Below are 23,569 nucleotides of genomic sequence, written 5' to 3'. Positions count from 1 at the left end.
TGGGCCCCTCAACTCGCCTTGTGACGAAGGCCAACAGCCGATAGTCCGCTTGCCAATCTGCTATATGGCTGTTGTACTGATGCAGACGGTCACCAGTCGATCTGGCTTCCGCCTCCACCTCGGGTCGCTCACGAGAAGAGGAACCATGTTCATCGACGCACGCTGGATCGTCCTGGTGGTCGCCGTCGCCGGCGTCATGTGGCTGGTTTCCAAGCAGGAGAAATGGGCGACCCCGCTCACTGTCGGCATCGCCCTCGGCGCCGCCCTGTACGCGATCCTCGATCTCGGACAGTCCCTGTGAGCCCGGCCGCCGTGAGCCCGGCCGCCGTGAGCCCGGCCGCCGTGAGCCCGGCCGCCGTGAGCCCGGAGGACACCGTCCGGGTGATCCTCGGACTCGTGCCCTTGAGCGCGCGCCGCCCGGGCGCGGAGCCGGAGCTGATCCGGGTGCTCGGGCCGGCAGGCGGCGCCCTCGCGGTGACCGCACTCACCGTCGGCCCTGAGGCCGCGGCGCGCATCGCCGCCGAAATGGGCCCGGCTCAGCGGTGCTCGGCCGTCCGAGACGCAGCCGCGGGCGTGGCCGCCGCCCACCGGCGGCCATGGTCGGCCGTCCCGTGCGACCGTTCCTGGACCCGCACGTTCGGCTTGCTGGGCCTAGCCGTAACGCCGGACGCCACGGCCGTCGGTCAGGGCAGCAGGTGACCGGCGAGGAACGCGCCGACCGCGCGCACGTACACGATCTTGCTGGGCTTGCGCAGGATCACGTGGCCCTCGTCCTCGAAGCGCAGGTACTGCACCGGCGCGTTCCGGGCCTCGAGCGCCGCCACCACCTGCTCGGCCTCGTACAGCGGGACGTTCGTGTCGTTCGCCCCGTGCACGACCAGCAGTGGCGCGCGCAGACGGTCGATCCGGTGGATCGGTGAGAGGTCGTGGAGCAGGTCACGGTCGTCGTCCGGGTGCCCGTACTTGCTGAACGCCGCGGATGCCACCCACGGCTCGGTGCGCTCGTAGAACGCCAGCAGATCGGACATGCCGCAGGTGTCGACGCCCACCGCGAACAGGTCCGGGAACCAGGTCAGCGCGACCAGGGTCAGGTAGCCGCCGTAGGAGCGCCCGAAGACGCCGAGACGGGCCGGATCGGCCAGACCGGCGTCCACGACGTACCCGGCCACCGAACGGACGTCCTCGATGCCGGCGTGCCGGTGCTCGATGTTGTCGGCGTTGACGAACGCCCGGCCGAAGCCCGACGAACCCCGGACGTTGGGCGCGAACACCGAGATGCCCCGGGAGACGATCTCCCGGAACAGCGGGTTCCAGACCGGGCGCTCCTGAGCCTCCGGACCACCGTGGAAGTGCAGCACCATCGGGCCGGCGTCGGTCACTCCCACGCCGGGATAGAGCCAGCCGGTCAGCTCCAGGCCGTCGTGCGCGGTGAACCGGTGGAGCTCCGGAACGATCGCGGCTGCGGCGAGTGGCGTCGGGTAGGTCACCGGCTTCGCAGCGCAGCTGGCCACTTCGACCGTCCAGATCGTCGGCGGCAGCGACGGGCTCTCGGCCGAGAGCGTGATCGTCGACGCGTCGGTGGACAGCACCGGGTGGCCGACGACGTCGCCCGGCAGGCCGCTGAGCCTGCGCTCCTCGCCGGTGCGCAGGTCGAGCACGGACACCGCGCTGCGGCCACCGAACTCGTTCCAGAGCAGTACGACGATTCCGCCGTCCTCGCTGACCGTGAAGTACTCGAGCTCGGCGTCGTCCCGCTCGGCGACGACCCGGGGCGTCCCGACCGTGCCGACCGGCAGGGCGACCAGCGCGGGCAGCTCCCGCCCGACGTCGGTGCGGACGTAGACCTGCGTGCCGTCCGGGCTGAACCGGCCGACGTCGGTCGACCCTTCGCCGTCGGCCGGATACAGCTGACGTGCCGCACCGCTCTCGATGTCCACCACCTCGAGCCAGCGGGCGCTGCGCGGGCCACCGCGGACCAGCGCCATCGTGCCGTCCCGGCTGACGTCGATCGCGGCCCGGAGGTCGGCCTCGCCGACCGTCACCCGCCAACCGGTCGACGGGTCGATCAGATGGGCGGCGCTCCAGCCGACCGCGTCCGCTTCCGCGACGGCCAGCCAGGCGCCGTCGTGGCTCCAGTAGCCGAACCAGCCGTTGGTGCGGCCGAACCCGCCGATCTGGTGCAGGTCACCGCCGTCCGGACGGACGACCCAGATCTCGGTGCGGTCGGAACCGCCGGGCGCGATCGAGACGGCGATCCACTCGCCGTTCGGTGACCACTTGACGCTCTCCACGGGCTCGGGGCCGGTATCCACGAGCACCGGGCTCCCACCGTCGACGGAACTGGTCCAGAGCCTCGGCTCCCCGCTCCGGTCGGACACGTACGCGACCGCGTCGCCGGAGGGCGAGAGCGTCGGTCCCCAGCTGGCCGGCGCGGCCGCGGGGTCCGCAGCGTACGGTGCCGGCTCCTCGGGGACGGACCAATTACCTTCGTCGAGCCCAGTGGTCATCCAACTCCCATCTTCTGCAACCACATCTCCAGCAGGCCGAGCTGCCAGAGTGCGTTCGACCCGAGTGTCGTACGGGTCTCGTTCGGTTTGTCGAGCAGGGTCTGTACTTGGCCGCTGTCGAAGATCCCGCGCTGCCGTGCGGCCTCCGACGTGAGCGCGTCGGCGACCTGCTCCAGCAGTGGCCCGGACAGGTGGCGGATCGCCGGGACCGGGAAGTATCCCTTGGTGCGGTCGATCACCTCGTCCGGCACCACCCCGCGGGCTGCGGCCTTGAGGATGCCCTTGCCGCCGTGCGCGAGCTTGAGCCCGGGCGGGCAGGCCGCCGCCAGCTCGACTAACTCGTGGTCGAGGAACGGTACCCGGGCTTCCAGCCCCCACGCCATCGTCATGTTGTCGACGCGCTTGACCGGATCGTCCACGAGCATGATCTGACTGTCGATGCGCAGGGCGGCGTCGAGCGTCTCCTCGGCACCGGGTACCGCGAAGTGCGCCTGGACAAACGCTTTGCTGACGTCGGTCGTCAGCCGCCAGCCGGGCTGCAGCAACTCGTTGAGCGCCGCATGCGTCCGGTCGAAGAACACGTTCCGATAGGCGTCCACTGCGTCGCGGCGAGGGACGCCGGACAACGGCGGGTACCAGTCGTACCCGGCGAACACCTCGTCGGCGCCCTGGCCCGACTGGACGACCTTCACGTGTTCGGCGACCTGCTCGGAGAGCAGGTAGAACGCGACGCAGTCGTGGCTGACCATCGGCTCACTCATCGCGCCGATCGCGGCGTCGACGGCGGGAACCATGTTCCTGGTCTCGATCCGGATCTGGTGGTGGTCGGTCGCGAACCGCTCGGCGATCAGGTCGGAGTAGACGAACTCGTTGCCGCTCTCGCCGCCGGCGTCCTCGAAGCCGATGCTGAACGTCTGCAGGCCGGTCTGGCCCGACTCGGCCAGCAGCGCGACGACGAGGCTGGAGTCCAGCCCACCGGAGAGCAGTACGCCCACCGGCACGTCGGCGACCATCCGGCGCTCGACCGCGAGCCGCAGCGCGGCCAGCGTGCGGTCCCGCCACTCCTCGTCGGAGTAGTCGAGGCCCCGGGTGGCCTCCGGCTTCCAGTACAGGATCTCGTCGGTGGTGCCGTCGGGCTCGATCACCCGCACGGTGGCCGGCGGCAGCTTCCGGACGCCGTTCAGGATCGTCCGCGGCGCCGGGACGACCGAGTGGAACGTCAGGTAGTGGTGCAGCGCGACCGGGTCGACCGACGTGTCGAGGCCACCGGCCGCGACCAGAGCGGGCAGGGTCGAGGCGAACCGGAGGCGGCCCGGCGTCTCCGACAGGTACAGCGGCTTGATGCCGAGCCGGTCGCGCCCGAGCACGAGTTTCCCGGTCGACAGCTCACTGATCGCGAACGCGAACATGCCGAGGAAACGCTCGACGCAGCGGGTGCCCCAGCGGTGGTAGGCCTTCAGGACGACCTCGGTGTCGGACGTCGAGAAGAACCGGTACCCGTGGCCGATCAGCTCTTCGCGCAGCTCCCGGTAGTTGTAGATGATCCCGTTGAAGACGAGTACCAGCCCGAGTTCCTCGTCGACCATCGGCTGCGAACCGGCTTCGGAGAGGTCGATGATCTGCAACCGGCGGTGGGCCAGCGCGAGCCGTCCGCCCGACCAGTGACCACCGCTGTCCGGACCCCGGTGGATCAGACACGGCACCATCCGGCTGACCGCGTCGGCCTCAGGGGCATGACCGTCGAGACGGAGTTCTCCGCCGAATCCGCACATCGATCCTCCTGATCACGCTTTCAGAATCCAGGTGTCCTTCGCACCGCCGCCCCGGGAAGAATTGACCACCAGGCTGCCCTCCGGGGCGACCCGGGTGAGCGCCACCGGCGCCACCGCCGGTTTCTCGCCCAGGAACACGAACGCCCGCAGGTCGACGTGGCGCGGGGTCAGCCGGCTGCCGTCGAACACCGGGTGCGTCGACAGGTGCATCGTCTCCTGGGCGATCCACCGGTGCGGCGCGGCCTTGATCTGCCGCCGGACCAGGTCGATCTCGTCCTCGGACGAACGCGGGCCGATCAGCACGCCCTCGCCGCCGTAGCCGTCGACCGGCTTGACGACGAGCTCGGAGATCCGGCGCAGCACCTCCTCGCGCTGCTCCGGGTCGCCGCACAGGTACGTGGGGACATGCGCGAGCAGCGGCTTCTCACCCAGGTAGTACTCGATGAAGTCGGGGACGTAGGCGTAGATCGCCTTGTCGTCGCCGACGCCGTTGCCGGGCGAGTTCGCCAGCGTCACGGTGCCCGCGCCGACCGCGGAGAGCAGTGGCGGCCCGAGCGGGCGCCCGTCGCCGCCCGGCGCGTGCACGAGCGCGTCCTCGTCCAGCCGGAGGTAGATCACGTCCACCCGCCGCCGGGTCCCGTGCCGGTGCAGGTAGACCGCGCGGTCGTCGACCACCAGGTCGGTCGTCCGTACGACCGGTACGCCCATCTCCTCGGCGAGCAGCTGGTGCTCGAACCAGGCCGAGTCGACCGGCCCCTGGCTGAGCACGACGACCTGCGGCCCGCTGCCCCGCATCCGCGGGGGCGCGGCCGATTCGAGCGTCGTCCGCAGTAACGCCGGGAGCGACTCGGCCGGCTGCAGGCCGGCCGGCCGGGGCAGGTCCGGCCAGATGTGGTCGGTCAGCCTCCGGTTCGTCAGCGCGTACCCCAGGCCCGAGGGCACCCTCAGGTTGTCTTCGAGGACGCTCCACCGGCCGGCCGAGTCGTGGATCAGGTCCATCCCGGCGATGTGCGCCCGGACCGGCTGGCGGATCAGCGCGGCCAGCGGCAGCAGGCCGGGGGCGCCGTCGACGACCCAGGCCGGGACGATCCCGTCGTTCACGGCCTCCCGCTCGGCGTAGACGTCGCGCAGGAACGCGTCCAGGGCCCGGGCGCGCTGGATCAGGCCCCGGCCGAGCGTCTCCCAGTCGTCGGCGCGCACGATCCGCGGGATGACGTCGAACGGGAACAGCCGGGCGGTGGTCTCCCCGGCCACCCGGAACGTCATGCGGCCGGAGCGCTGTTCGGCGTCCCGTTCCTGCTCGCGGTCGCGGAGGCCGCCGGCGCCGAGCCGTTCGAGCAGCTGGAGCATCGGCTCGTACTCGGTCACGACGCTGCCGTCGGTCGTGATCACCTCGTCGCCGCCCGCGGCCGCGGTGCCGGCGTACCCGGCGAGCAGCGCTTCCTGGCCGCCGAAACCGCCGACCGTGACCCCGCCGCCGGCCCGGGTCTCGGCCAGCACCATGTCGACGACGTCGGCGAGTCGTCCGCGGCGGGCGAACGCGCGACGCTCGCGGTCGGCGGCGCTGCCCCGGCCCAGTGCCTGGCCGGCCAGCGCGGAGACGTACTCCCAGTCACCGGCGGCTTCGAGCTGCGGCCGGAGCGAGTCGACCAGGCCGCGGACGGCGTCGGCGGCCGGTACCGGGTGCGCGAAGCCCGACAGGTCGACGAGATCGCCCTCGAGCCCCGACCGGGCCGCCCGCCACATCGCCGCCCGCTGCAGCGGCCCGCGGATCCGCGGCAGCGGGTACCGGGCGGCCACCGCGTCGCGCTCGCGCCGGACCAGGGCCCGGAACAGCCCGGACAGCAGAACGACGTCGTCGACCGCCGGGCACGCGTCGGTGACCCGCAGTTCGATCGTGGGGACGTGCGCCGACGGCCGGACGTCGAAATAGATCATCCCCGGGTCGGTGATCGTGCCGGACGCGATCAGCTCGGCGACCAGCGAGTCGTGGTCCTCGGCCGACTCGACCAGGCCGCTGGCGCCCGCGGTGGGCCAGCGCTGCCAGAGCAGCGAGCGGATGCTCGCGTAGCCGGTGTCTTCACCCATCCAGAACGGGGAGCTGGCCGAGATCGCCAGCAGGATCGGCAGGTACTGCGAGACGCGCTGGGCGACCGCGACGGCCACGTCCCGGTCGGGCATGCCGACGTGCACCTGGGCGCCGCAGATCAGCTGCTCACGGGCGAGCAGCTGGTAGTCGTCGAGCATCCGCTCGAACCGCGCGTTCGGCGTGAGCGCGAGCTCCTCGACGTCCACCAGCGGAACCGTGCCCGCCGCGACGATGCCGAGCCCGAGGGCGTCGGCCGTCTCGCAGGCCTGGCGCCGCAGCGCGACGAGCTCGTCGCGCAGCCGTTCCAGGCTGAGGTGCACCTTGGTGTTGGTCTCGACGACGGAGCGGTGCAGCTCCGGGGAGAACGAGGACGCCGGCAGGTGGTCGAGGATCTCCGGTGCGCGGGGCACCAGTTCACGGCTGTCGAGGTCGACGACGTGGAACTCCTCTTCGACGCCGAGGTCCAGCGGCTGGGACGCGGGCACGGTGGCCGCTTCCGCCAGCCGTTCTGAGCCGGGTACGGCCTCGTGGTCTTCGACCACCTGCACACCGCCTTCGCGTGCGCCGCCGGAGTGGCGGCGGGGATGAACGAGCTCCGATGGTTTCCGGCCCGAGTACCTGAGGTGTGAGGAGCCGGTAAATTCCCGGCAACACATCCCAACCCCTCGGTCGTCCGGTTCGTCCTGCGCGTACGCCCCACGCGTCCCTTCCAGGGTGCCCCAGCGGCGCCAGCGCCAACCACCGGCACAAATGCGTGCCGATCGCCCGTTCCGGGCAAAGCTGAGGGATGGGGGTGGCTGGCCGATGAGGGTGTTGCTGCTAGGGGCCGACGGGTTCGTCGGCCACCATGTCCGGGCCCGGCTCGCGGCCGAGACCGGCCTGTCGGTGATCACGGCCGCGCGGCGCGGCGACGTGCACGCCGACGTGCGGCTCGATCTGGCCGACGGCGTCGTGGGCGTCGCTCACGCGGTGCGGGACGCGGTGCCGGACGTGGTCGTGAACTGTGCCGGTGCGGCGACCGGGGACATCGCCTCGCTGGCGGCCGGGAACCTGATCGCGGTGAGCAACCTGGTGGACGCGCTGCTGACCGCCGGGCGCTCGACCCGGCTGGTGCACCTCGGCTCGGCGGCCGAGTACGGGCGGGCCGAGGCCGGCACCTCGACGCGCGAGGACGCGCCCGAGCGGCCGGTGACCGCGTACGGGCTGGCCAAGCTCGCCGCGACCCGCCTGGTGCGGACCGCCGCCGGCGCCGGCCTGGACGCGGTGTCGCTGCGGGTGACGACGCCGATCGGCCCGGACGCCCCGGCCGTCGGCGGTGCGGGGCGGGTGGTGGCGCAGCTGCGGGCCGGCAGCATCGGGGTCACGACCGGTCCGCTGGACGACGTCCGGGACTACGTGGACGTGCGGGACGTGGCCGATGCGGTGGTCGCGGCGGCGTTGCGTCCGCACGGGCAGGCCGCGCTGCCCGCGGTGATCAACGTGGGCAGCGGCGTCGGGACGCCCACGCGCACGATGGTCGAGGCGCTCCTGGCGCTGGCCGGGTTCACCGGCGGGTTGCGGACCGACGGCGGCGGCGCGCCGAGGGACGCCGCCGTGCCGTGGCAGCAGGTCGACGTGGCCGTGGCCCGGACGACGCTCGGCTGGGCACCGTCCAGACCGCTGCACACGTCACTGCGTGATCTCTGGGAGTCCAGCGCGCCCCTGGTCCCGGTCTGAGGAGTCCCGGACCGGCTACTCGCGCGTCAGAGCGGGTTGCGGTTCCTCGGCCGGGGTGCGGAGCAGCGCCAGGACCGCGAGGCCACCGAGTGCGGCGAGGAGCGCACTGGTGAGGAACACGCGGTCCAGGCCGTCGGCGTAGGCGGTCTTGAGGACCGTGGCCGGTACCCGGCCGACGAGGTCGGCGTACCCGCCGCCGGTCAGCCGCTCGGCCGCCGCCCGGTCGCCCAGCACGTCCTCGGCCGCGCCCGCCACCAGCGTGGCGAAGATCGGCAACGCGACCGCGAACCCGATCTGGCGGGCGGTGTTCGACGCCCCGTTGGCCATCCCGGCCCGCCGGGGCGGCACCGCGGCCAGCGCCGCCGACGCCAGCGCCGCCGTGCTGAGCCCGACCCCGACGCCGGTCACGGCCAGGCCCGGGATCACCGCACCCCAGCCCGAGTCCGGCGAGATCAGCAGGCACAGCGCGTCCCCGGCCGCGACCAGCAGCAGACCGCACCCGATCGGGTAGCGGGCCGGCACCCCGTGCAGCAACCGGCCGCCGGCGCCGGCCACGACGAGCGCCACCACCGCCATCGGCGCGAGCACCAGCCCGGCGCCCATCGCGGTGAGCCCCAGCACCGACTGCGCCCACAGCGACACGAAGATCAGGTTCGCGAACGCCGACGCGGTGAGCGCGGCCGCACCGAGCACCGCCGCCGCGAACGCGGGCCGCCGGAACAGCGCGAGGTCGAGCATCGGGTCGGTCCGGGTGCGTTCGAGCAGCACGAAGGCGACCCCGACGGCCGCCGCGGCGGCCAGCACGACCAGCGTCCCGCGGTCGGTCCACCCGCGATCGCCGGCCCGGATCAGCCCGTACACGAGCAGCGCCGCGGCCGCGGTGAACGTGAGCACACCGGCGGCGTCCGGCCTCGTGGCGTCGGCCCGAGGCTCGGAGGGGACCGTCCGGCGGGCCAGCACCACCGCCGCCACCGCGACGGGGAGGTTGACCAGGAAGATCGACCGCCAGCCGACGTGCTCGGTGAGGACGCCGCCGAGGATCGGCCCGGCGGCGGCCGCGGCGCCGTTGGCGGCGCCCCAGACTCCGAACGCGAGACTGCGGTCCCGGCCGGAGTAGGTCAGCCCGAGGATGGCCGCGTTCGTGCCATACATCGCGGCCGCGCCGAGGCCCTGCACCCCCCGGGCGGTGATCAGCAGGCCCGTGTTCGGTGCGAGGCCGCAGGCGAGGGACGCCAGCGCGAACACGACGAGACCGGCGAGGAAGACCCGCCGGGATCCCCAGCGGTCGGCGAGCGATCCGGCCGCCATCATCAGGGCGGCCAGGACCAGGACGTAGAGGTCGACCGTCCATTGCAAGGCCGCGAACGACGAGTGCAGTTCCTCGGCCAGGTCGGGTGCGGCGACGCTGACGATCGTCAGGTCGACCAGCAACATGAACGTACTCAGCGAGACCGCGGTCAGCGGCAACCACTTGCGCATGAACGTCAGGCTGCTCGGTGTCTTTGTTTTCTGACGATGCATCAGCTCTGTCTGGTGGGATCAGACAGGTGGGTATGGTCTTCTGGTGGATCTGGACGAACTCGACCGGCAACTGACGCACGCGCTGCAGATCGACGCGCGGGCACCGTTCAGCCGCCTCGCGACCGTGCTCGGCACGTCCGACCGGACGCTCGCGCGCCGCTACCAGCGGATGCGGTCCGCGGGCGCGGTGCGGGTCGTCGGGCTGCCGCACGCGTCGGCGCTCGGCCACGTCGACTGGATGGTGCGGATGCGCTGCACGCCCGACGCGGCCGTCCCGGTGGCGACCGCGCTGGCCCGCCGCGCCGACACGTCCTGGGTGCTGATCCTGTCCGGCGGCACCGAGATCAGCTGCATCACCCGGACGCGACGCCAGCAGGACGAGGACGAGTTGCTGCTGCAGAAGCTCCCCCGGACGCGCGGCGTCGCGGCGGTGTCGGCGCACTGCATCCTGCGGTCGGTCGCGGGCACGAGCGGCTGGCCAGGGCGGACGGCGGCACTCTCGCCCGCCCAGGTGGCTGCGCTGACGGTTCTTCCCGACCCGGAGCCCGCGGTCGCCCTCACCGTCGCCGACAACGCGCTCCTCGCCGAACTGGCCCGGGACGGCCGGGCCACCTACCCGGCGCTGGCCGCCGCGACCGGGTGGTCGGAGTCCACGGTCCGGCGCCGGATCGATCAGCTCTACCGCAGCGGAGTGCTCTACTTCGACGTCGACGTCGAACCCGCGCTGCTCGGGTACACCGCCGAGGCGACGCTCTGGCTCACGGTCGCCGCGTCGGCGCTGACGTCGATCGGCCGGGCACTGGCCGCGCATCCCCAGATCGCGCACGCCGCCGCGGTGACCGGCCCGGCCAACATCGCCGCCGCGGTCGTGTGCCGTGACCTGGACGAGCTCTACGACTACCTGGCCGACGGCATCGGTTCGCTGGAGGGCGTCCACCGCACCGAGACCGCCCCGGTGGTCCGCCGGTTGAAGGGCGCCGGGATGCTGCAGGTCACCCGAAGTCACCGAACCTGAGGGAGCGGAGTGGACGACGTCGCCACACGCCTGCGGGACGCCTGGAGCTCGGGACAGGAGTTACGCCTGTTCCCGGACGACGAACTCGACGCGGCGGTCCTCCTGGAGCTGCTCCGGGCCCCGGGCGGGCATCCACGCGGGATGCACCTGCGGGGCGCCCGCATCGCCGGTGCGCTCGACTGGAGCTGGCAGGTCCTGAAAGTGCCGCTGGTGCTCCACGAATGCGTGCTGGCCGATGAGTGGGACCTCAACTACGCCACGCTGCCGAACCTGGTCCTGCACACCTGCCGGACCGACCGGATCGATCTCGCCGACGCGATCATCGCCCACGACCTGATCGCGATCGATACCGCGGTGACCGAGCTGAGCCTGTCCGGTTCGCGGGTCGCCGGCGACGTGGTGCTGCGCGACGGGTTCGCCTCGGACGGCGAGATCCGGATGTCCGGTGCGACGCTCGGCGGCGACCTCGTCCTGTCCGGCGCCACCCTCCGCAACCCCGGCGGCGTGGCGCTCTCGGCCGAGCGGGCGCAGGTCACCGGCAGCGTCGTCCTCAACGAGGGGTTCACCGCCGACGGCGAGATCCGCATGCTGGGCACGACCGTCGGCGGCAGCCTCGAGGTCAACGGCGCGTCGCTGGCCAATCCGGACGGCAACGCGTTCTCCGCGGACGGGGCGCGGGTCGCCGGCAGCGTCTACTTCACCGACGGGTTCGCCGCCCGCGGAGAGGTCCGTCTGCTCGGCGCCACGATCGGCGGCGTCCTCTCGCTGAACGGCGCGTCGCTGACGAACCCCGGCGCGGACGCGTTCTCCGCCGACGGCGCCCAGATCACCGGCGACGTGTTCCTCAGCGGGGGTTTCACCGCGGCCGGGGAGATCCGGCTGCTGGGCGCCACGATCGGCGGCATCCTGACGCTGAACGGCGCCACGCTGACCAACCCCGGTGCGGACGTCCTCTCGGTCGACGGCGCCCACGTCACCGGCAACGTGTTCCTCGACGACGGCTTCACCGCCGTCGGCGGCGTCCAGGTGCTCGGCGCCACCTTCGGCGGTGACCTCGACCTGTACGGTGCGACGCTCGGCGCGGTGAGCCTGGAAGGCACCCGCGTGGCCGGATGCCTGCGGCTGCAGAGCCCGGGCGCCCGCCCGGACGGGATCTTCGACCTCACCCGCGCCCACGTCGGAGAGCTCCGCGACGCGCCGGGCTTCTGGCCGGCCCCCGGCCGGCTGATCCTGACCGGCTTCACGTACGACCGGCTGGGGACCCACACCACGGTGGACGTCGCCGAGCGCCTCGATTGGATCCGGCGCAACCAGCGGTACTCGCCGCAGCCCTACCGGCAGCTGGCGCGCGTGCTCACCGACACCGGCCATCCCGACCGGGCCCGCCGCATCCTGATCGCGGCCCGCGACGACCAGCGCCGCCGGGGCGACCTCCGCTGGTACCAGCGGATAGCGAACTGGCTCCTCGGCGCGACGATCGCGCACGGCTACCGGCCCCTGCGCCCGGCCTGGATCCTCGCCGTGGCGGCCGTACTGACGTGGTGGATCGTGGCGATGCACACCGCGGTGTTCGTCCCGACCGGCGACAACGTCCCGGAGGACCCGAGGACAGGGCGCCCCACGGTCTCGTCCGAGCGCTGCACCGGGGACTATCCGTGCCTGATCCCGGCGGCGTACGCGCTCGAGAACATGGTCCCGATCCTCGACCTGCACCAGGCGTCGCTGTGGCAGCCGACCACTGCGACGCCGACCGGGAAGGCGGTCCGGGGGTGGCTGTACGCGACGAGCATCGTCGGCTGGATCGGCTCCACGCTGATCGTGGTGGCCCTGACCGGCCTGGCCGATCGCCGCGATTGACCGCGGGCCGTGCAGGTGGTGGGCGCAGTAGGGTTCGAACCTACGACCCCTCGCTTGTAAGGCGAGTGCTCTTCCACTGAGCTATGCGCCCCTCGGTACCGGGCTCCAGGGTAACGCGAGGACCACTCAGGATGTCACCGCGGCCACCGCGGTGGCGTAGTCGGCCGACGAGCGGGCCACGCCCAGCTCGGTGACCACCTTCCAGCGGACGACGCCCTCGACGTCCACGAGGAACGTCCCGCGGCGCGCGGTGCCCTTCTGTTCGTCGAAGACGCCGTAGCTCTGCGCCACCGCCCCGTGCGGCCAGAAATCGGCCAGCAGCGGGAACGTGAACCCCTCCTGATCGGCCCAGACGCGATGCGCGAAGAACGAGTCGACGCTGATCGTCACGACCTGCACGAGGTCGTTCTGGAACCGCTCCAGGCCGTCCCGGATCGCCGCGAGTTCTCCGGAGCACACTCCGGAGAACGCCAGGGGATAAAACACGACCAGCACGTTCTTGCGGCCGGAGAACCCGCCCAGCGACACCTGCTGATGGTTCTGGTCCGGCAACGTGAACTCGGGCGCGAGATCGCCGACCTCGACGGGCATCCTGGAACCCTTCCGAACGGAGACATACCGACGGCACCGGGAGCGCCGGTCGAAGCGCTGCCGGTGTGACGGCGGACGTTACCCCGGGGTCAGCGCTTCGAGCGCGCCGCCTTGGGTGCGACCAGCCGCGCACCCGACCAGTCCTGCGCAGCGCTGATACTCGACGTCTGCTGCAGTCCTGCGGTCGGTGCGACCTCGCTGATGTCGCTCGGCTCGACGTGCCCCGACCGACCGGCCTTGGGCGTCAGCAGCCAGACGACGCCGTTGTCGGCGAGCGGGGTCAACGCGTTGACCAGTGCATCGAACAGGTCGCCGTCGTCCTCCCGCCACCAGAGCATCACGACGTCGACGACCTCGTCGGAGTCTTCGTCGACCAGATCGTCGCCTACCCGCTCGGCAACGGCGTCGCGGAGATCGACGGCACCGTCGTCGTCGTAGCCGATCTCCATGACCACCATGCCCGGCTGGATGCCGAGCCGGTCTGCCGGGCTTTTGACGCCGTCGGCGTGACCCGCGGTCGCGCTCACTCTTAGGTTCCCTCCTCCTACGGATGGCGGCGTGTCGCCGCCTAGTCCGGTAGTCCACACATTCATCCAGCGCAACGCAAGTGTTCGCCGCAATCCGGCTGCTCGCGTCGCACGCTTTCTTACTGACGGACCAGTACTACCCGCTGGTCAGAAACGAAAAGCGCACCTGCCGGTCGTGGTTGTCGACGTTCAGGTCGACCAGGCACAGGCTCTGCCACGTTCCCAGCGCCAGACGTCCGCCCAGCACGGGCAGTGTCGCGTACGGCGGAATCAGGGCCGGCATCACGTGACTGCGGCCGTGACCGGGGCTGCCGTGCCGATGTCGCCACCGGTCGTCGGCCGGCAGCAGGTCCTCCAGGGCCGACAGCAGGTCGTCGTCACTGCCCGCACCGGTCTCCAGTACGGCGAGCCCGGCGGTCGCGTGCGGCACGAACGCGTGCAGGAGCCCGTCGCCCCGCTCGCGCACGAACGCGGACGCCCGCTCGGTCAGGTCGAGCACGACCGGCTTGGATCCGGTACGGACGGTGATGATCTCGCTGTCCACGTGCTCTATCCTGCCGGTCGCGTCCGTGCCTGGCGCGTTGGGTGGGTCAGGCGCGACAACTACCGGCCGGTAACCGTCCCCCGCAGCTAACCATCCTCGCGCCTACGAGGCAGGATGGATCGGTACAGCGAAAGTGGCCTCGGGCGGTCGCCGACCGTGATCGACCGGACCCCACCCACCGACGAGTGTGAAGGATCGACGTGGCGAACTCACGCGAACGGCTCCCGGTGATCAGCGACGGGCTACCCAGTCAGCTCCCGGACATCGATCCCGGGGAGACGTCCGAGTGGCTCGAATCGCTCGATGCAGTGATCGACAACGCCGGTCGCCAGCGCGCCCGGTACATCATGCTGCGCCTCCTCGAGCGGGCCCGGGAGATGCAGGTCGGCGTCCCGGCCCTGCGGAGCACCGACTACATCAACTCGATTCCGCCGGAGCGGGAGCCGTGGTTCCCCGGCGACGAGCACATCGAGCGCCGTCTGCGGGCCTACATGCGGTGGAACGCCGCGATGCTCGTGCACCGCGCGCAGCGTCCCGGCATCGGGGTCGGCGGCCACATCTCCACCTACGCCTCCAGCGCGAGCCTCTACGAGGTGGGCTTCAACCACTTCTTCCGCGGCCACGACGACCCCGGCGGCGGCGACCAGATCTTCTTCCAGGGGCACGCCTCCCCCGGCATGTACGCGCGGGCGTTCCTCGAAGGCCGGCTGACCGAGCACCAGCTCGACGGCTTCCGGCAGGAGTTCTCCCACGAGGGCGGCGGGCTCTCCAGCTACCCGCACCCGCGGCTGATGCCCGACTTCTGGGAGTTCCCGACCGTCTCGATGGGCCTCGGCCCGATCAACGCGATCTACCAGGCCCGGTTCAACCGGTACCTGCACGCGCGCGGCATCAAGGACACCAGCCGCCAGCACGTCTGGGCGTTCCTCGGCGACGGCGAGATGGACGAGGTCGAGTCGCTCGGCGCGATCGGTGTCGCCGCCCGCGAGGAGCTCGACAACCTCACGTTCGTCATCAACTGCAACCTGCAGCGCCTCGACGGCCCGGTCCGCGGCAACGGCAAGGTGATCCAGGAGCTGGAGTCGTTCTTCCGCGGCGCCGGCTGGAACGTCATCAAGGTCGTCTGGGGCCGCGAGTGGGACCCGCTGCTGGCCGCCGACACCGACGGCGCGCTGGTCAACCTGATGAACACCACGCCCGACGGTGACTACCAGACCTACAAGGCCGAGTCCGGCGCGTTCGTCCGCGAGCACTTCTTCGGACGCGACCCGCGCACCCGCAAGATGGTCGAGCAGCTCTCCGACGACGAGATCTGGAACCTCAAGCGCGGCGGCCACGACTACCGCAAGCTCTACGCCGCCTACAAGGCCGCGACCGAGCACACCGGCCAGCCGACCGTGATCCTCGCCAAGACGATCAAGGGCTGGACGCTGGGCAGCCACTTCGAGGCCCGCAACGCGACCCACCAGATGAAGAAGCTGACTCCGGAAGACCTGAAGGAGTTCCGGGACCGGCTCTTCCTCGACATCCCGGACGAGAAGCTCGACAAGTACCTGCCGCCGTACTACCACCCCGGCAAGGACTCGGACGAGTACCAGTACCTGATGGAGCGTCGCCGCCAGCTCGGCGGCGCGATCCCCCGCCGGACCGACCGGTCGAAGCCGCTGGCGCTGCCGGGCAAGGAGATGTACGCCCAGCTGAAGAAGGGCTCCGGCAAGCAGAAGATCGCCACCACGATGGCGTTCGTCCGGCAGCTCAAGGACCTGATGAAAGACAAGAACATCGGGGCCCGCTTCGTGCCGATCATCCCGGACGAGGCCCGCACGTTCGGGATGGACTCGCTGTTCCCGACGGCGAAGATCTACTCGCCGCACGGCCAGCAGTACACCTCGGTCGACCGCGAGCTGATGCTGGCGTACAAGGAGTCCGAGCAGGGCCAGATCCTGCACGAGGGCATCAACGAGGCCGGCTCGGTGGCGTCGTTCACCGCGGTCGGGACGTCGTACGCCACCCAGGGCGAGCCGATGATCCCGATCTACATCTTCTACTCGATGTTCGGCTTCCAGCGCACCGGCGACGGCTTCTGGGCCGCCGCCGACCAGCTGGCCCGCGGGTTCGTCCTCGGTGCCACGGCCGGGCGCACGACGCTCAACGGTGAGGGCCTCCAGCACGAGGACGGCCACTCGCTGCTGCTCGCGGCGACGAACCCGGCCGTCGTCGCCTACGACCCGGCCTACGCGTACGAGGTCGCGGTCATCACCGAAGACGGTTTGCGCCGCATGTACGGCGAGAACCCGGAGAACATCTACTACTACCTCACGGTCTACAACGAGCCGATGGTCATGCCGGCCATGCCGGAGCACGTGTCCGAAGAGGGCATCCTCAAGGGCCTGTACCGGTTCGCTCCCGCGCCGAAGACGGCCGAGGGCGCCCGGCGTGCGCAGCTGCTCGCCTCCGGGGTGGCGCTGCCCTGGGCCCTGCGGGCCCAGCAGCTGCTGGCCGAAGACTGGAACGTCTCCGCCGACGTGTGGTCGGTGACGTCCTGGACCGAGCTCCGGCGCGACGCGGTCGCGGCGGACGCGGAGGCACTGCTCCATCCGGACGCGGAGCCGCGCACGCCGTGGGTGACGACCCAGCTGGCCGACGCCGAAGGACCGGTCGTGGCGTCCAGCGACTGGATGCGCCAGGTACCCGACCAGATCTCGCGCTGGGTACCGGGCGACTACACGTCGCTGGGTACCGACGGCTTCGGCGCCTCCGACACGCGCCACGCCCTGCGTCGCCACTTCAAGGTGGACGCCGAGTCGATCGCGGTCGCGACCCTGCGGGCCCTGGCCCAGCGGGGCGAGATCGAGGCATCGGTGGCTGCCGACGCCGTGGCCAAGTACCGCATCGACGACGTCAACGCGGCGCCCCCGGGTGAAACCGGCGGCGCGTCCTGACCGATCGGTAGCAGCAGCGCCCCGGTGCCCTTCCCGGCGCCGGGGCGTACGGCCAGACGCCCCAGCAGCGCGAGACCGAGGAACAGATACGTGTTCCCCACCAGCAGGTAGAGCGTGAGCGCCCAGACGTCGTCCGGACGGTCCACCAGCCGGGTGGCCCACATCGGCGACAACACGAACACCACACCGGCGGCGATCGCGGCGCGCCGGTAACCGTCGCGCACCAGAACCACCAGCGCGGGTAACGCCCACACCCAGTGGTGGCTCCACGAGACCGGCGACACCAGCAACCCGGTGAGCCCCGCGACCGCGAACGCCCCGAGCCAGTCGTCCCGCCGCGCGTACACCGCCGCGAGCGTGATCCCGCACACCCCCAGCACCAGCGGGATCACGGAGTACCACGCCCCGACCTCGTGCAGCGCACGCACCAGCGCCCCGTACGGCGACTGGTTGCTGACGTACGGCACGCCGACTCGGGTGCTGTCGTAGAACGTGTCCCGCCAGTACACGACCGACGCCTGCGGCGCGACCAGGAACCCGAGCGCGGTCCCGGCCGCGAACGTCGCCCCGGCGACCGCCGCCGCCCGCACCCGCCCGGCGGCCAGCAGCATCACGATGAAGATGCCGGGTGTCAGCTTGATCGCCGCGGCGATCCCGATGCCGATGCCGGCCCTGCGGCCGGACGCGACCCGCCGCAGGTCCACCATCACCAGCGCGAGCAGGATCAGGTTGATCTGGCCCAGGAACAGCGAGTGCCACACCGGCTCCAGCATCAGCCCGGCGGCCACCGCCCACGGGACGAGCCGGCGTGCCATCACCTGCCCGCACGCCACCACGAGCGCCCCGACCGACGCGAGTTCCCAGAGCACCCGCGCCGGTACCAGCGGCACGAACGACAACGGCTTGAACACCACGGCCGCGAACGGCGTGTACGTGAACCAGTGCGCGGCCTGCTGCTCCAGATAGAGCCGGGCCCCGTCGCCGACGACCTGGCCTCCGAGACGGTAGATGAAAAAATCGAGCGGGTTCCACAGAATCGCGAACACCACCACCACAGCCAGCTGGATGCTCAACACCACTTTTGCCATGCGGACACGGTGGCTTTCCGGCCCCGGTGCCCACATCGGCCTGCGGACGACATCACCGCAGGTCAGAAGGCTTACGCCTTGGGGCCTACCACACCGAACTCGTAGGCCAGGATGACCAGCTGCACCCGGTCGCGAGCGTCCAGTTTGGTCAGCAGCCGGGCCACGTGGGCCTTGGCGGTAGCGGCGCTGATCACCAGTTCGGCCGCGATCTCGCCGTTGGAGAGCCCCCGCCCCACGAGCGTCAGCACCTCCCGCTCCCGCGGTGTGAGGCCATCGGCCGACCGCGGCGGCGCGGGCTTCCGGCCCGACATCGCGTCGACGAGCTTCCGCGTCACGCTCGGCGCGATCAGCGCGTCCCCGTCGGCCACGACGCGGATCGCGGCCAGCAGGTCGTCCAGCCCCATGTCCTTGACCAGGAACCCGCTCGCCCCGGCCCGGAGCGCCCCGTAGACCGACTCGTCGTCGTCGAAGGTCGTCAGCACCAGGACGTGCGTTTCCGGCACCGTCTCGGTGATCCGCCTGGTCGCCTCGATCCCGTCGAGCTCCGGCATCCGCAGATCCATCACGACGACGTCCGGCCGCAGGCGTTCGGCCAGCTCGACGGCTTCCAGACCGGTGGCGGCCTCGCCCACCAGCATCAGATCGGGCGTCTCGGAGAGCAGCACCCGCAGGCCGGTCCGGATCAGCGGCTGGTCGTCGGCCAGCACCACGGAGATCGTCACGGGAGCGGTACCAGCGCAGACACCCGGAAACCTCCCTCGGGCCGCGGCCCCGCCTCGAAACGACCGTCGAGCAGCGTGACGCGCTCGCGCATCCCGACCAGACCGTAGCCGGTGCCCGGCGTGCCGCTCCCGGCCCCGTCGTCGGTCACGTCGATCTCCAGCGAATCGCCGTACGTCAGGCGCACCGTGCACCGGTCGGTCCCGGCGTGGCGCACCACGTTCGTCACGGCCTCCTGGACGATTCGGAACGCGGCCAGATCCAGGTCGGCGGGCAGGTCGCGGACAGCACCGGCCTGTTCGACGTCGACCTGGACACCGGAATCGCGGGCAACGGCGAGGACCCGCTCGAGGTCGGCCAGACCGGGCGCCGGGGGCGACGGGCTGAACTCCGAACCCGCCGGGGCCTCCGGATCGGACCGCCGCAGGGCGGTGAGCGTGCGGCGGAGCTCGGCCAGCGCCTGCCGGCTGGTCGACTCGATCGCGTCGAGCGCGTTCCGGGCCTCGGCCGGCCGGTTGTCGATCACCCGGCGGCCGACGCCGGCCTGGATCGCGATCGCGCCCAGGCTGTGGGCGATCAGATCGTGCAGCTCACGGGCGATCCGCAGCCGCTCGGCGACCACCGCGCGCTCGGTCTCCTCCGCGCGCCGGGCGTCCGCGCGCTCGATCTCCTGCGCGCGCCGGGCGTCCGCGAACCGGCGCCGCTGCCGGAACGAGCCCGCCACCGTCCACACCGTGATCGCGGCCAGCACCAGGATCGCCGCGGTGGTGACGAAGTTCCGGCGCCCGAGGTAGAACGCCGTCGTGAGCGCGAGCAGCACGGCGGTCGCCAGCGCGGAGGCGGGCAGCGAGACCCGCCACGGCCGGCTCGTCGCGAGCAGCCAGACCGCGGCCAGCGTCGCGGCGACGGCGATCGGGCCGACGATCACGACGTTCATCGTCGGCAGGAGAAGCGCCGCGGCCAGCAGGATCAGCGCAGTCGCGAGCACCGGCCGGCCCCGCAGCACCACCAGCGGCCAGCCCAGCACGACGGCCATCGGCAGCACCATGTCGGGACCACCGCCGAACGCGTGATCCCCGTACGCGAAGATGTAGGCCAGGCTCAGCAGCACCGCGACGGCGGTCACGATCGGCATGGTCAGTCGCCGGCGAGAAGAGTCCACCCCGGCCACGCTAGCCAGACCCGCCTTCCCGCACAGCCGCCCACGGACGTAAGCCCGCAGGCCTACGTGTCCCGTTCCGGCGGACCGGGTACCCCTCCGCTAGCGCGCACCGTCCTCGAACATCCGACTCCTTCGACGGAGGCGATCCCCCGTGCCCGAAAACTCGTCCGTCCACCTTCCGGACGGAACGGCCGTCACGATCCACTCCGTGCCCGACGGTCCGGACCGGACCGCGGCCGGGACCTGGCTGGCCGAGTGCGTATCCGCCGGCGTTCCGGGGCGCCCGGACCGCATCGACGTCACCTACAGTGCCCCCAGCCCCGGTTCGCGGGCCCCGGTCTCGGTGACCGTGGCCTGGCACCTGGCGCCGGAACCGCCGCCGTCGGCGGACGACGCGCCTCCCGGGCCGCCGCCCGGCGTGGTGTTCCCGTCCCAGCGGCCCGGCGCCGCACCGCCCCCGCTGCCTTAGAACTTGCCGTCGGAGAAAACGGGCGCGAGCGCCGCCGCGCGCCGACACCACGACCGGCATAGGTTCGAGATCGTGAAACTTGCGATCCACTACCCGAGCTTCTCGTTCCCCGGCGGCAACACCGCGATCGCGCCACTGCTGGCCGCGACCGCCCGCGCCGCCGACGAGGGCGGCGCCAGCACGTTCACGCTGATGGACCACTGGTTCCAGATGGAGGCGATGGCACCGGCCACCGAGCCGATGCTCGAGGGCTACACCGGGCTGGGCTTCCTGGCCGGCGTCACCCGGCGGATCAAGCTCGGCCTGCTCGTCACCGGCGTCACCTACCGGTACCCGGGGCTGCTGGCCAAGACCGTCGCGACGCTCGACGTGCTCTCCCAGGGGCGTGCGATGTTCGGCATCGGCGCCGCCTGGTACGAGAAGGAGCACCGGGCGCTCGGCGTGCCGTTCCCGCCGGTCGCCGAACGGTTCGAGCGTCTGGAGGAGACGCTGCTGATCGCCCGGCAGATGTTCAGCGACGACGACGGCCCGTACGAGGGCAAGCACTACCGGCTGGCCGAGACGCTCTGCCGTCCGAAGCCCGTCCAGCAGCCCGGGCCGCCGGTGATGATCGGCGGTTCGGGCGAGAAGAAGACGCTGCGGCTCGTGGCCCGGTACGGCGACGCGTGCAACCTGTTCGCGCCGGACGTCGAGACCGTGGCGCACAAGATCGACGTGCTGAACCAGCACTGCGCGGACGTCGGCCGGGATCCGGCGGAGATCGAGAAGACGATCATCACCAGCCTGGACGCGCTCGGTGACACCGACGGGTTCCTCCGGACGATGGAGGAGTACGCGAAGGTCGGCGTGCAGCAGGTGTGGCTCGGCAACCGGGGCCACGACGACCCGCCGGTCTGGGTGACCGAGGTCTGCGAGCGGGTTCTGCCTCGCCTGCGCGAGGTCTGAGACACGAAACGGCCGGGCGGCGCGTGCGCCGCCCGGCCGTTGCCCCCCGGCCGGTCACGGACCGGCCCTCAGCCCCGGGGAGAGTGCTCAGCCGCTCACGCGACCGCCCGGAGCGACGCCGACGAGCGCGTAGTCGCTCTGGACCGCGAGCGCGGCCGATGCGCGGGTCGCACCGCCGGTCGGAACCCGCGTGAGAGAGCTGACGAGGGTTCGCGCGGGAGCCGGACGCCGTCGGCGCAACCACCGCGACGAACGCTCCGGGACGAGGAGCGCGACCGCGGCCGGAGCCAGCAGGAACGGTGCGGCGGCCAGCGGCCCGACCGCGTCCGCGGCGGCCAGCGCCAGGCCGGGGCTGACCACGGCCAGCAGCGCCGCCGCGTACAGCGCCCAGCGACGCCCCTCACGCAGGCCGAGCGCGACAGAGCAGGCCGCCCAGGCGATCGCCAGTTGCCAGATCAGTGCGAACGGCACCGTCGCGATCGCCACCTCGGCCATCACCGCGGCGCCGAGCAACAGCGTGAGGACCGACGCCACCGTTACCAGAGAGGGACAAATCGCCCGATGCTTCGCCATGCGCACAGAGTAGAACTTCGGTGACGTAATTACACGTATGTGACACACCCTGATCAGTCTCGGCGCAAAACGTCCAGAAACTTCGTGACCTCGCTGCTCAGCGTCTCGGCCATCTGCGACAGCCCGCCCGAGCCGACGCTTCCCTCGACGGCCTCGGCGATACCGGCGGCCATCTGGTCCATCTCGGAGACCGACCCGGTCACGCTGCGGATGGCCACCACCGCGTCCTCGGTCCGCGCAGTCGCGTCGGTGACCTGTTCGAGGATCCGCTCGCTGGCCCGGGACGTCTCGTCCGCCAGCTGCTTGACCTCGGTCGCGACGACGCCGAAGCCCTTGCCCGCCTCGCCGGCGCGGGCCGCCTCGATCGTCGCGTTCAGAGCCAGCAGGCGCGTCTGCGCGGAGATCTTCGTAATGATCTGGACGATCTGCGCGATCTGCGCCGAGGCCTCGCTCATCATCCGGATCGTGTCGCCGGCCCGGTCGGTCGACTCGACCGCGCTGCGGGTGGCGGTGGCCAGCGTCTGCGCCGAGGCGCCCAGCTCGGTGGAGGCGGCGGCCACGTGCTCGGCGACCGACAGCACCGCGTTCTCGAACTCCCCGGCCAGCTCGAGCCGGTGCGCGGCCGCGCCCTCGACCCGGCCGGCACCGGCCCGCATCGCCTCGCAGGCCTGGTTGATCGAGCGGGCCCCGGTGCGGAACGTGCCCTGCATGCCCCGCTCGAGGAACGTCCGGTGGTACCGCCCCTCGGCCGCCGACGCCAGCGAGGCGGCGGCTTCGCGGATGAACGCGTCGGTCATGTCGAGCAGGTGGTTCGTGCTGTGCCGGATCGTCGCGACGTCCGGGAAACGGTCTTCGCCCGGCAACTGCGGCACCCGGACCTCGACGTCGCCCCGGCCGGTCGCCCGGCAGGCGTCGGCCAGCAGCCGGATGGCCTCGCGGTAGATCTCGACCTCGTCGTCCTTCACCGGGCACCGGCCCGGGTGGACTCCAGCGACCAGACGAACCGCTCGTAGCCGCCGGCCTCGTCGGCCGTCGCGGTGAGCATCGCGTGCGACGCGGTGAGCGCGTCGGCCGGACGTGCGTGCCTGCGCTCCTCGGCCACCAGCCGGCCGTAGAGCGGCCGGATGACGTCCATCCCGGCGCGGTCCGGCGTCCGGCGGCTGGAGTGGTAGCCGATGATCCGGCCGTCCGCGCCGAACGTGGGCGTCACGTGGGCGAGCACCCAGTAGTGGGCGCCGTCCCCGGCGAGATTGACGACGTAGGCGAAGATCTCCTGTCCGGACTTGATCGTGTCCCACAGCAGCTTGAAGACGCAGCGCGGCATGTCCGGGTGCCGGATCATGTTGTGCGGTTGCCCCAGCACCTCGTCCTCCGGGTAGGCCGACACCCGCAGGAAGACGTCGTTGACGTAGGTCAGAACGCCCCTGGTGTCGGTCTTGCTGACGATCAGCTCGTCGTCGGCGATCGTCCGTTCGACGCCGCTGGGGACGACTTTCGGTCGCGTCACGGAACCCCCCGCAGATTTACCTGA

At 71.7% G+C, this 23,569-nt stretch carries 20 protein-coding genes, 1 tRNA gene and 1 pseudogene; 8 read left to right on the top strand and 14 right to left on the bottom strand.

Translation table 11 applies throughout. The features are described from left to right. The first annotated feature begins 145 nt into the window (after positions 1 to 145). Positions 146 to 301 (top strand): hypothetical protein, encoded by a 156-nt coding sequence (locus tag ACIBZJ_RS06630; RefSeq protein ID WP_395926309.1) that lies wholly within the window; start codon positions 146 to 148, stop codon positions 299 to 301. Beyond that, on the top strand, positions 298 to 699 hold the full coding sequence (locus tag ACIBZJ_RS06625; RefSeq protein ID WP_395926307.1) for a hypothetical protein: 402 nt from the start codon (positions 298 to 300) through the stop codon (positions 697 to 699). Before ACIBZJ_RS06630 ends, ACIBZJ_RS06625 begins: the two co-directional genes overlap by 4 nt. Here the strand turns inward: ACIBZJ_RS06625 and ACIBZJ_RS06620 are convergent. The 3 genes from ACIBZJ_RS06620 to ACIBZJ_RS06610 are packed head-to-tail and all read right to left on the bottom strand — an operon-like array spanning position 684 to position 6,853. Continuing rightward, entirely contained in the window at positions 684 to 2,507 is a 1,824-nt protein-coding gene (locus ACIBZJ_RS06620; protein WP_395926305.1) for a S9 family peptidase, read from the bottom strand. The genes ACIBZJ_RS06625 and ACIBZJ_RS06620 overlap by 16 nt on opposite strands. Beyond that, positions 2,504 to 4,279, bottom strand: a complete 1,776-nt coding sequence (locus ACIBZJ_RS06615; RefSeq protein WP_395926303.1) for an N-acetylglutaminylglutamine amidotransferase — start codon at positions 4,277 to 4,279, stop codon at positions 2,504 to 2,506. Before ACIBZJ_RS06615 ends, ACIBZJ_RS06620 begins: the two co-directional genes overlap by 4 nt. Before the next feature lie 12 nt (positions 4,280 to 4,291). Next, positions 4,292 to 6,853, bottom strand: coding sequence for a glutamate--cysteine ligase (locus ACIBZJ_RS06610; RefSeq protein WP_395927728.1), 2,562 nt, complete (start codon positions 6,851 to 6,853; stop codon positions 4,292 to 4,294). Positions 6,854 to 7,172: 319 nt separating this feature from the next. On the opposite strand from ACIBZJ_RS06610, the gene ACIBZJ_RS06605 reads away from it, so the two are divergent. After that, positions 7,173 to 8,084 (top strand): NAD-dependent epimerase/dehydratase family protein, encoded by a 912-nt coding sequence (locus tag ACIBZJ_RS06605; protein WP_395926301.1) that lies wholly within the window; start codon positions 7,173 to 7,175, stop codon positions 8,082 to 8,084. Between the two features lie 15 nt (positions 8,085 to 8,099). On the opposite strand, the gene ACIBZJ_RS06600 is transcribed toward ACIBZJ_RS06605, so the two are convergent. Beyond that, positions 8,100 to 9,563: an MFS transporter gene (locus ACIBZJ_RS06600; RefSeq protein WP_395926299.1), complete on the bottom strand. Its 1,464-nt coding sequence runs from the start codon at positions 9,561 to 9,563 to the stop codon at positions 8,100 to 8,102. A gap of 85 nt (positions 9,564 to 9,648) precedes the next feature. Here ACIBZJ_RS06600 and ACIBZJ_RS06595 point away from each other — a divergent pair, with 85 nt between their 5' ends. Then, the gene (locus tag ACIBZJ_RS06595; RefSeq protein ID WP_395926297.1) at positions 9,649 to 10,620 is read left to right on the top strand and encodes an Lrp/AsnC family transcriptional regulator; all 972 of its coding nucleotides are present in this window, start codon (positions 9,649 to 9,651) and stop codon (positions 10,618 to 10,620) included. Between the two features lie 9 nt (positions 10,621 to 10,629). Continuing rightward, positions 10,630 to 12,477, top strand: a complete 1,848-nt coding sequence (locus ACIBZJ_RS06590) for a hypothetical protein (RefSeq protein ID WP_395926294.1) — start codon at positions 10,630 to 10,632, stop codon at positions 12,475 to 12,477. A gap of 16 nt (positions 12,478 to 12,493) precedes the next feature. Here ACIBZJ_RS06590 and ACIBZJ_RS06585 read toward each other — a convergent pair. The 4 genes from ACIBZJ_RS06585 to ACIBZJ_RS06570 form a co-directional block, all read right to left on the bottom strand. Then, positions 12,494 to 12,568 (bottom strand) — tRNA-Val (locus ACIBZJ_RS06585). Positions 12,569 to 12,603: 35 nt separating this feature from the next. Further along, complete coding sequence (locus ACIBZJ_RS06580; protein WP_395926292.1) at positions 12,604 to 13,068, bottom strand: peroxiredoxin; 465 nt, start codon at positions 13,066 to 13,068, stop codon at positions 12,604 to 12,606. Positions 13,069 to 13,157: 89 nt separating this feature from the next. Further along, positions 13,158 to 13,595: a DUF3052 domain-containing protein gene (locus ACIBZJ_RS06575; RefSeq protein WP_395926290.1), complete on the bottom strand. Its 438-nt coding sequence runs from the start codon at positions 13,593 to 13,595 to the stop codon at positions 13,158 to 13,160. A gap of 136 nt (positions 13,596 to 13,731) precedes the next feature. Continuing rightward, complete coding sequence (locus ACIBZJ_RS06570; protein WP_395926288.1) at positions 13,732 to 14,139, bottom strand: YjbQ family protein; 408 nt, start codon at positions 14,137 to 14,139, stop codon at positions 13,732 to 13,734. 200 nt (positions 14,140 to 14,339) lie between these two features. Here ACIBZJ_RS06570 and aceE point away from each other — a divergent pair, with 200 nt between their 5' ends. After that, positions 14,340 to 17,081, top strand: a complete 2,742-nt coding sequence (aceE, locus tag ACIBZJ_RS06565) for a pyruvate dehydrogenase (acetyl-transferring), homodimeric type (RefSeq protein WP_395926286.1) — start codon at positions 14,340 to 14,342, stop codon at positions 17,079 to 17,081. 287 nt (positions 17,082 to 17,368) lie between these two features. On the opposite strand, the pseudogene ACIBZJ_RS06560 reads toward aceE, so the two are convergent. The 3 genes and pseudogenes from ACIBZJ_RS06560 to ACIBZJ_RS06550 form a co-directional block, all read right to left on the bottom strand. Further along, positions 17,369 to 18,169: pseudogene (locus ACIBZJ_RS06560) on the bottom strand (glycosyltransferase 87 family protein); the annotation flags it as partial. 71 nt (positions 18,170 to 18,240) lie between these two features. Further along, positions 18,241 to 18,891, bottom strand: coding sequence for a response regulator (locus tag ACIBZJ_RS06555; RefSeq protein ID WP_395926284.1), 651 nt, complete (start codon positions 18,889 to 18,891; stop codon positions 18,241 to 18,243). Continuing rightward, positions 18,888 to 20,015 carry a sensor histidine kinase gene (locus ACIBZJ_RS06550; RefSeq protein ID WP_395926282.1) on the bottom strand — a complete coding sequence of 376 codons (1,128 nt, stop codon included), beginning with the start codon at positions 20,013 to 20,015 and terminating at the stop codon, positions 18,888 to 18,890. The genes ACIBZJ_RS06555 and ACIBZJ_RS06550 overlap by 4 nt, the downstream gene beginning before the upstream one ends. A gap of 244 nt (positions 20,016 to 20,259) precedes the next feature. Between ACIBZJ_RS06550 and ACIBZJ_RS06545 the strand changes: the two genes are divergently transcribed. After that, complete coding sequence (locus tag ACIBZJ_RS06545) at positions 20,260 to 20,520, top strand: hypothetical protein (RefSeq protein WP_395926279.1); 261 nt, start codon at positions 20,260 to 20,262, stop codon at positions 20,518 to 20,520. Positions 20,521 to 20,592: 72 nt separating this feature from the next. After that, positions 20,593 to 21,465 (top strand): LLM class F420-dependent oxidoreductase, encoded by an 873-nt coding sequence (locus tag ACIBZJ_RS06540; RefSeq protein ID WP_395926277.1) that lies wholly within the window; start codon positions 20,593 to 20,595, stop codon positions 21,463 to 21,465. An 87-nt stretch (positions 21,466 to 21,552) separates the two neighbouring features. On the opposite strand, the gene ACIBZJ_RS06535 is transcribed toward ACIBZJ_RS06540, so the two are convergent. From ACIBZJ_RS06535 to ACIBZJ_RS06525, 3 genes are read right to left on the bottom strand one after another with little or no spacing between them, the layout of a single operon-like run. After that, positions 21,553 to 22,038 carry a hypothetical protein gene (locus tag ACIBZJ_RS06535; protein ID WP_395926275.1) on the bottom strand — a complete coding sequence of 162 codons (486 nt, stop codon included), beginning with the start codon at positions 22,036 to 22,038 and terminating at the stop codon, positions 21,553 to 21,555. Between the two features lie 53 nt (positions 22,039 to 22,091). Next, positions 22,092 to 23,003, bottom strand: coding sequence for a methyl-accepting chemotaxis protein (locus ACIBZJ_RS06530; RefSeq protein WP_395926273.1), 912 nt, complete (start codon positions 23,001 to 23,003; stop codon positions 22,092 to 22,094). Beyond that, positions 23,000 to 23,545, bottom strand: coding sequence for a PAS domain-containing protein (locus tag ACIBZJ_RS06525; RefSeq protein ID WP_395926271.1), 546 nt, complete (start codon positions 23,543 to 23,545; stop codon positions 23,000 to 23,002). Before ACIBZJ_RS06525 ends, ACIBZJ_RS06530 begins: the two co-directional genes overlap by 4 nt. Between the last annotated feature and the right edge of the window lie 24 nt (positions 23,546 to 23,569).

The organism is Cryptosporangium sp. NPDC051539, from assembly GCF_044454545.1.
Lineage (GTDB): Bacteria > Actinomycetota > Actinomycetes > Mycobacteriales > Cryptosporangiaceae > Cryptosporangium.
This window is presented reverse-complemented; position numbering and strand designations above follow the sequence as displayed.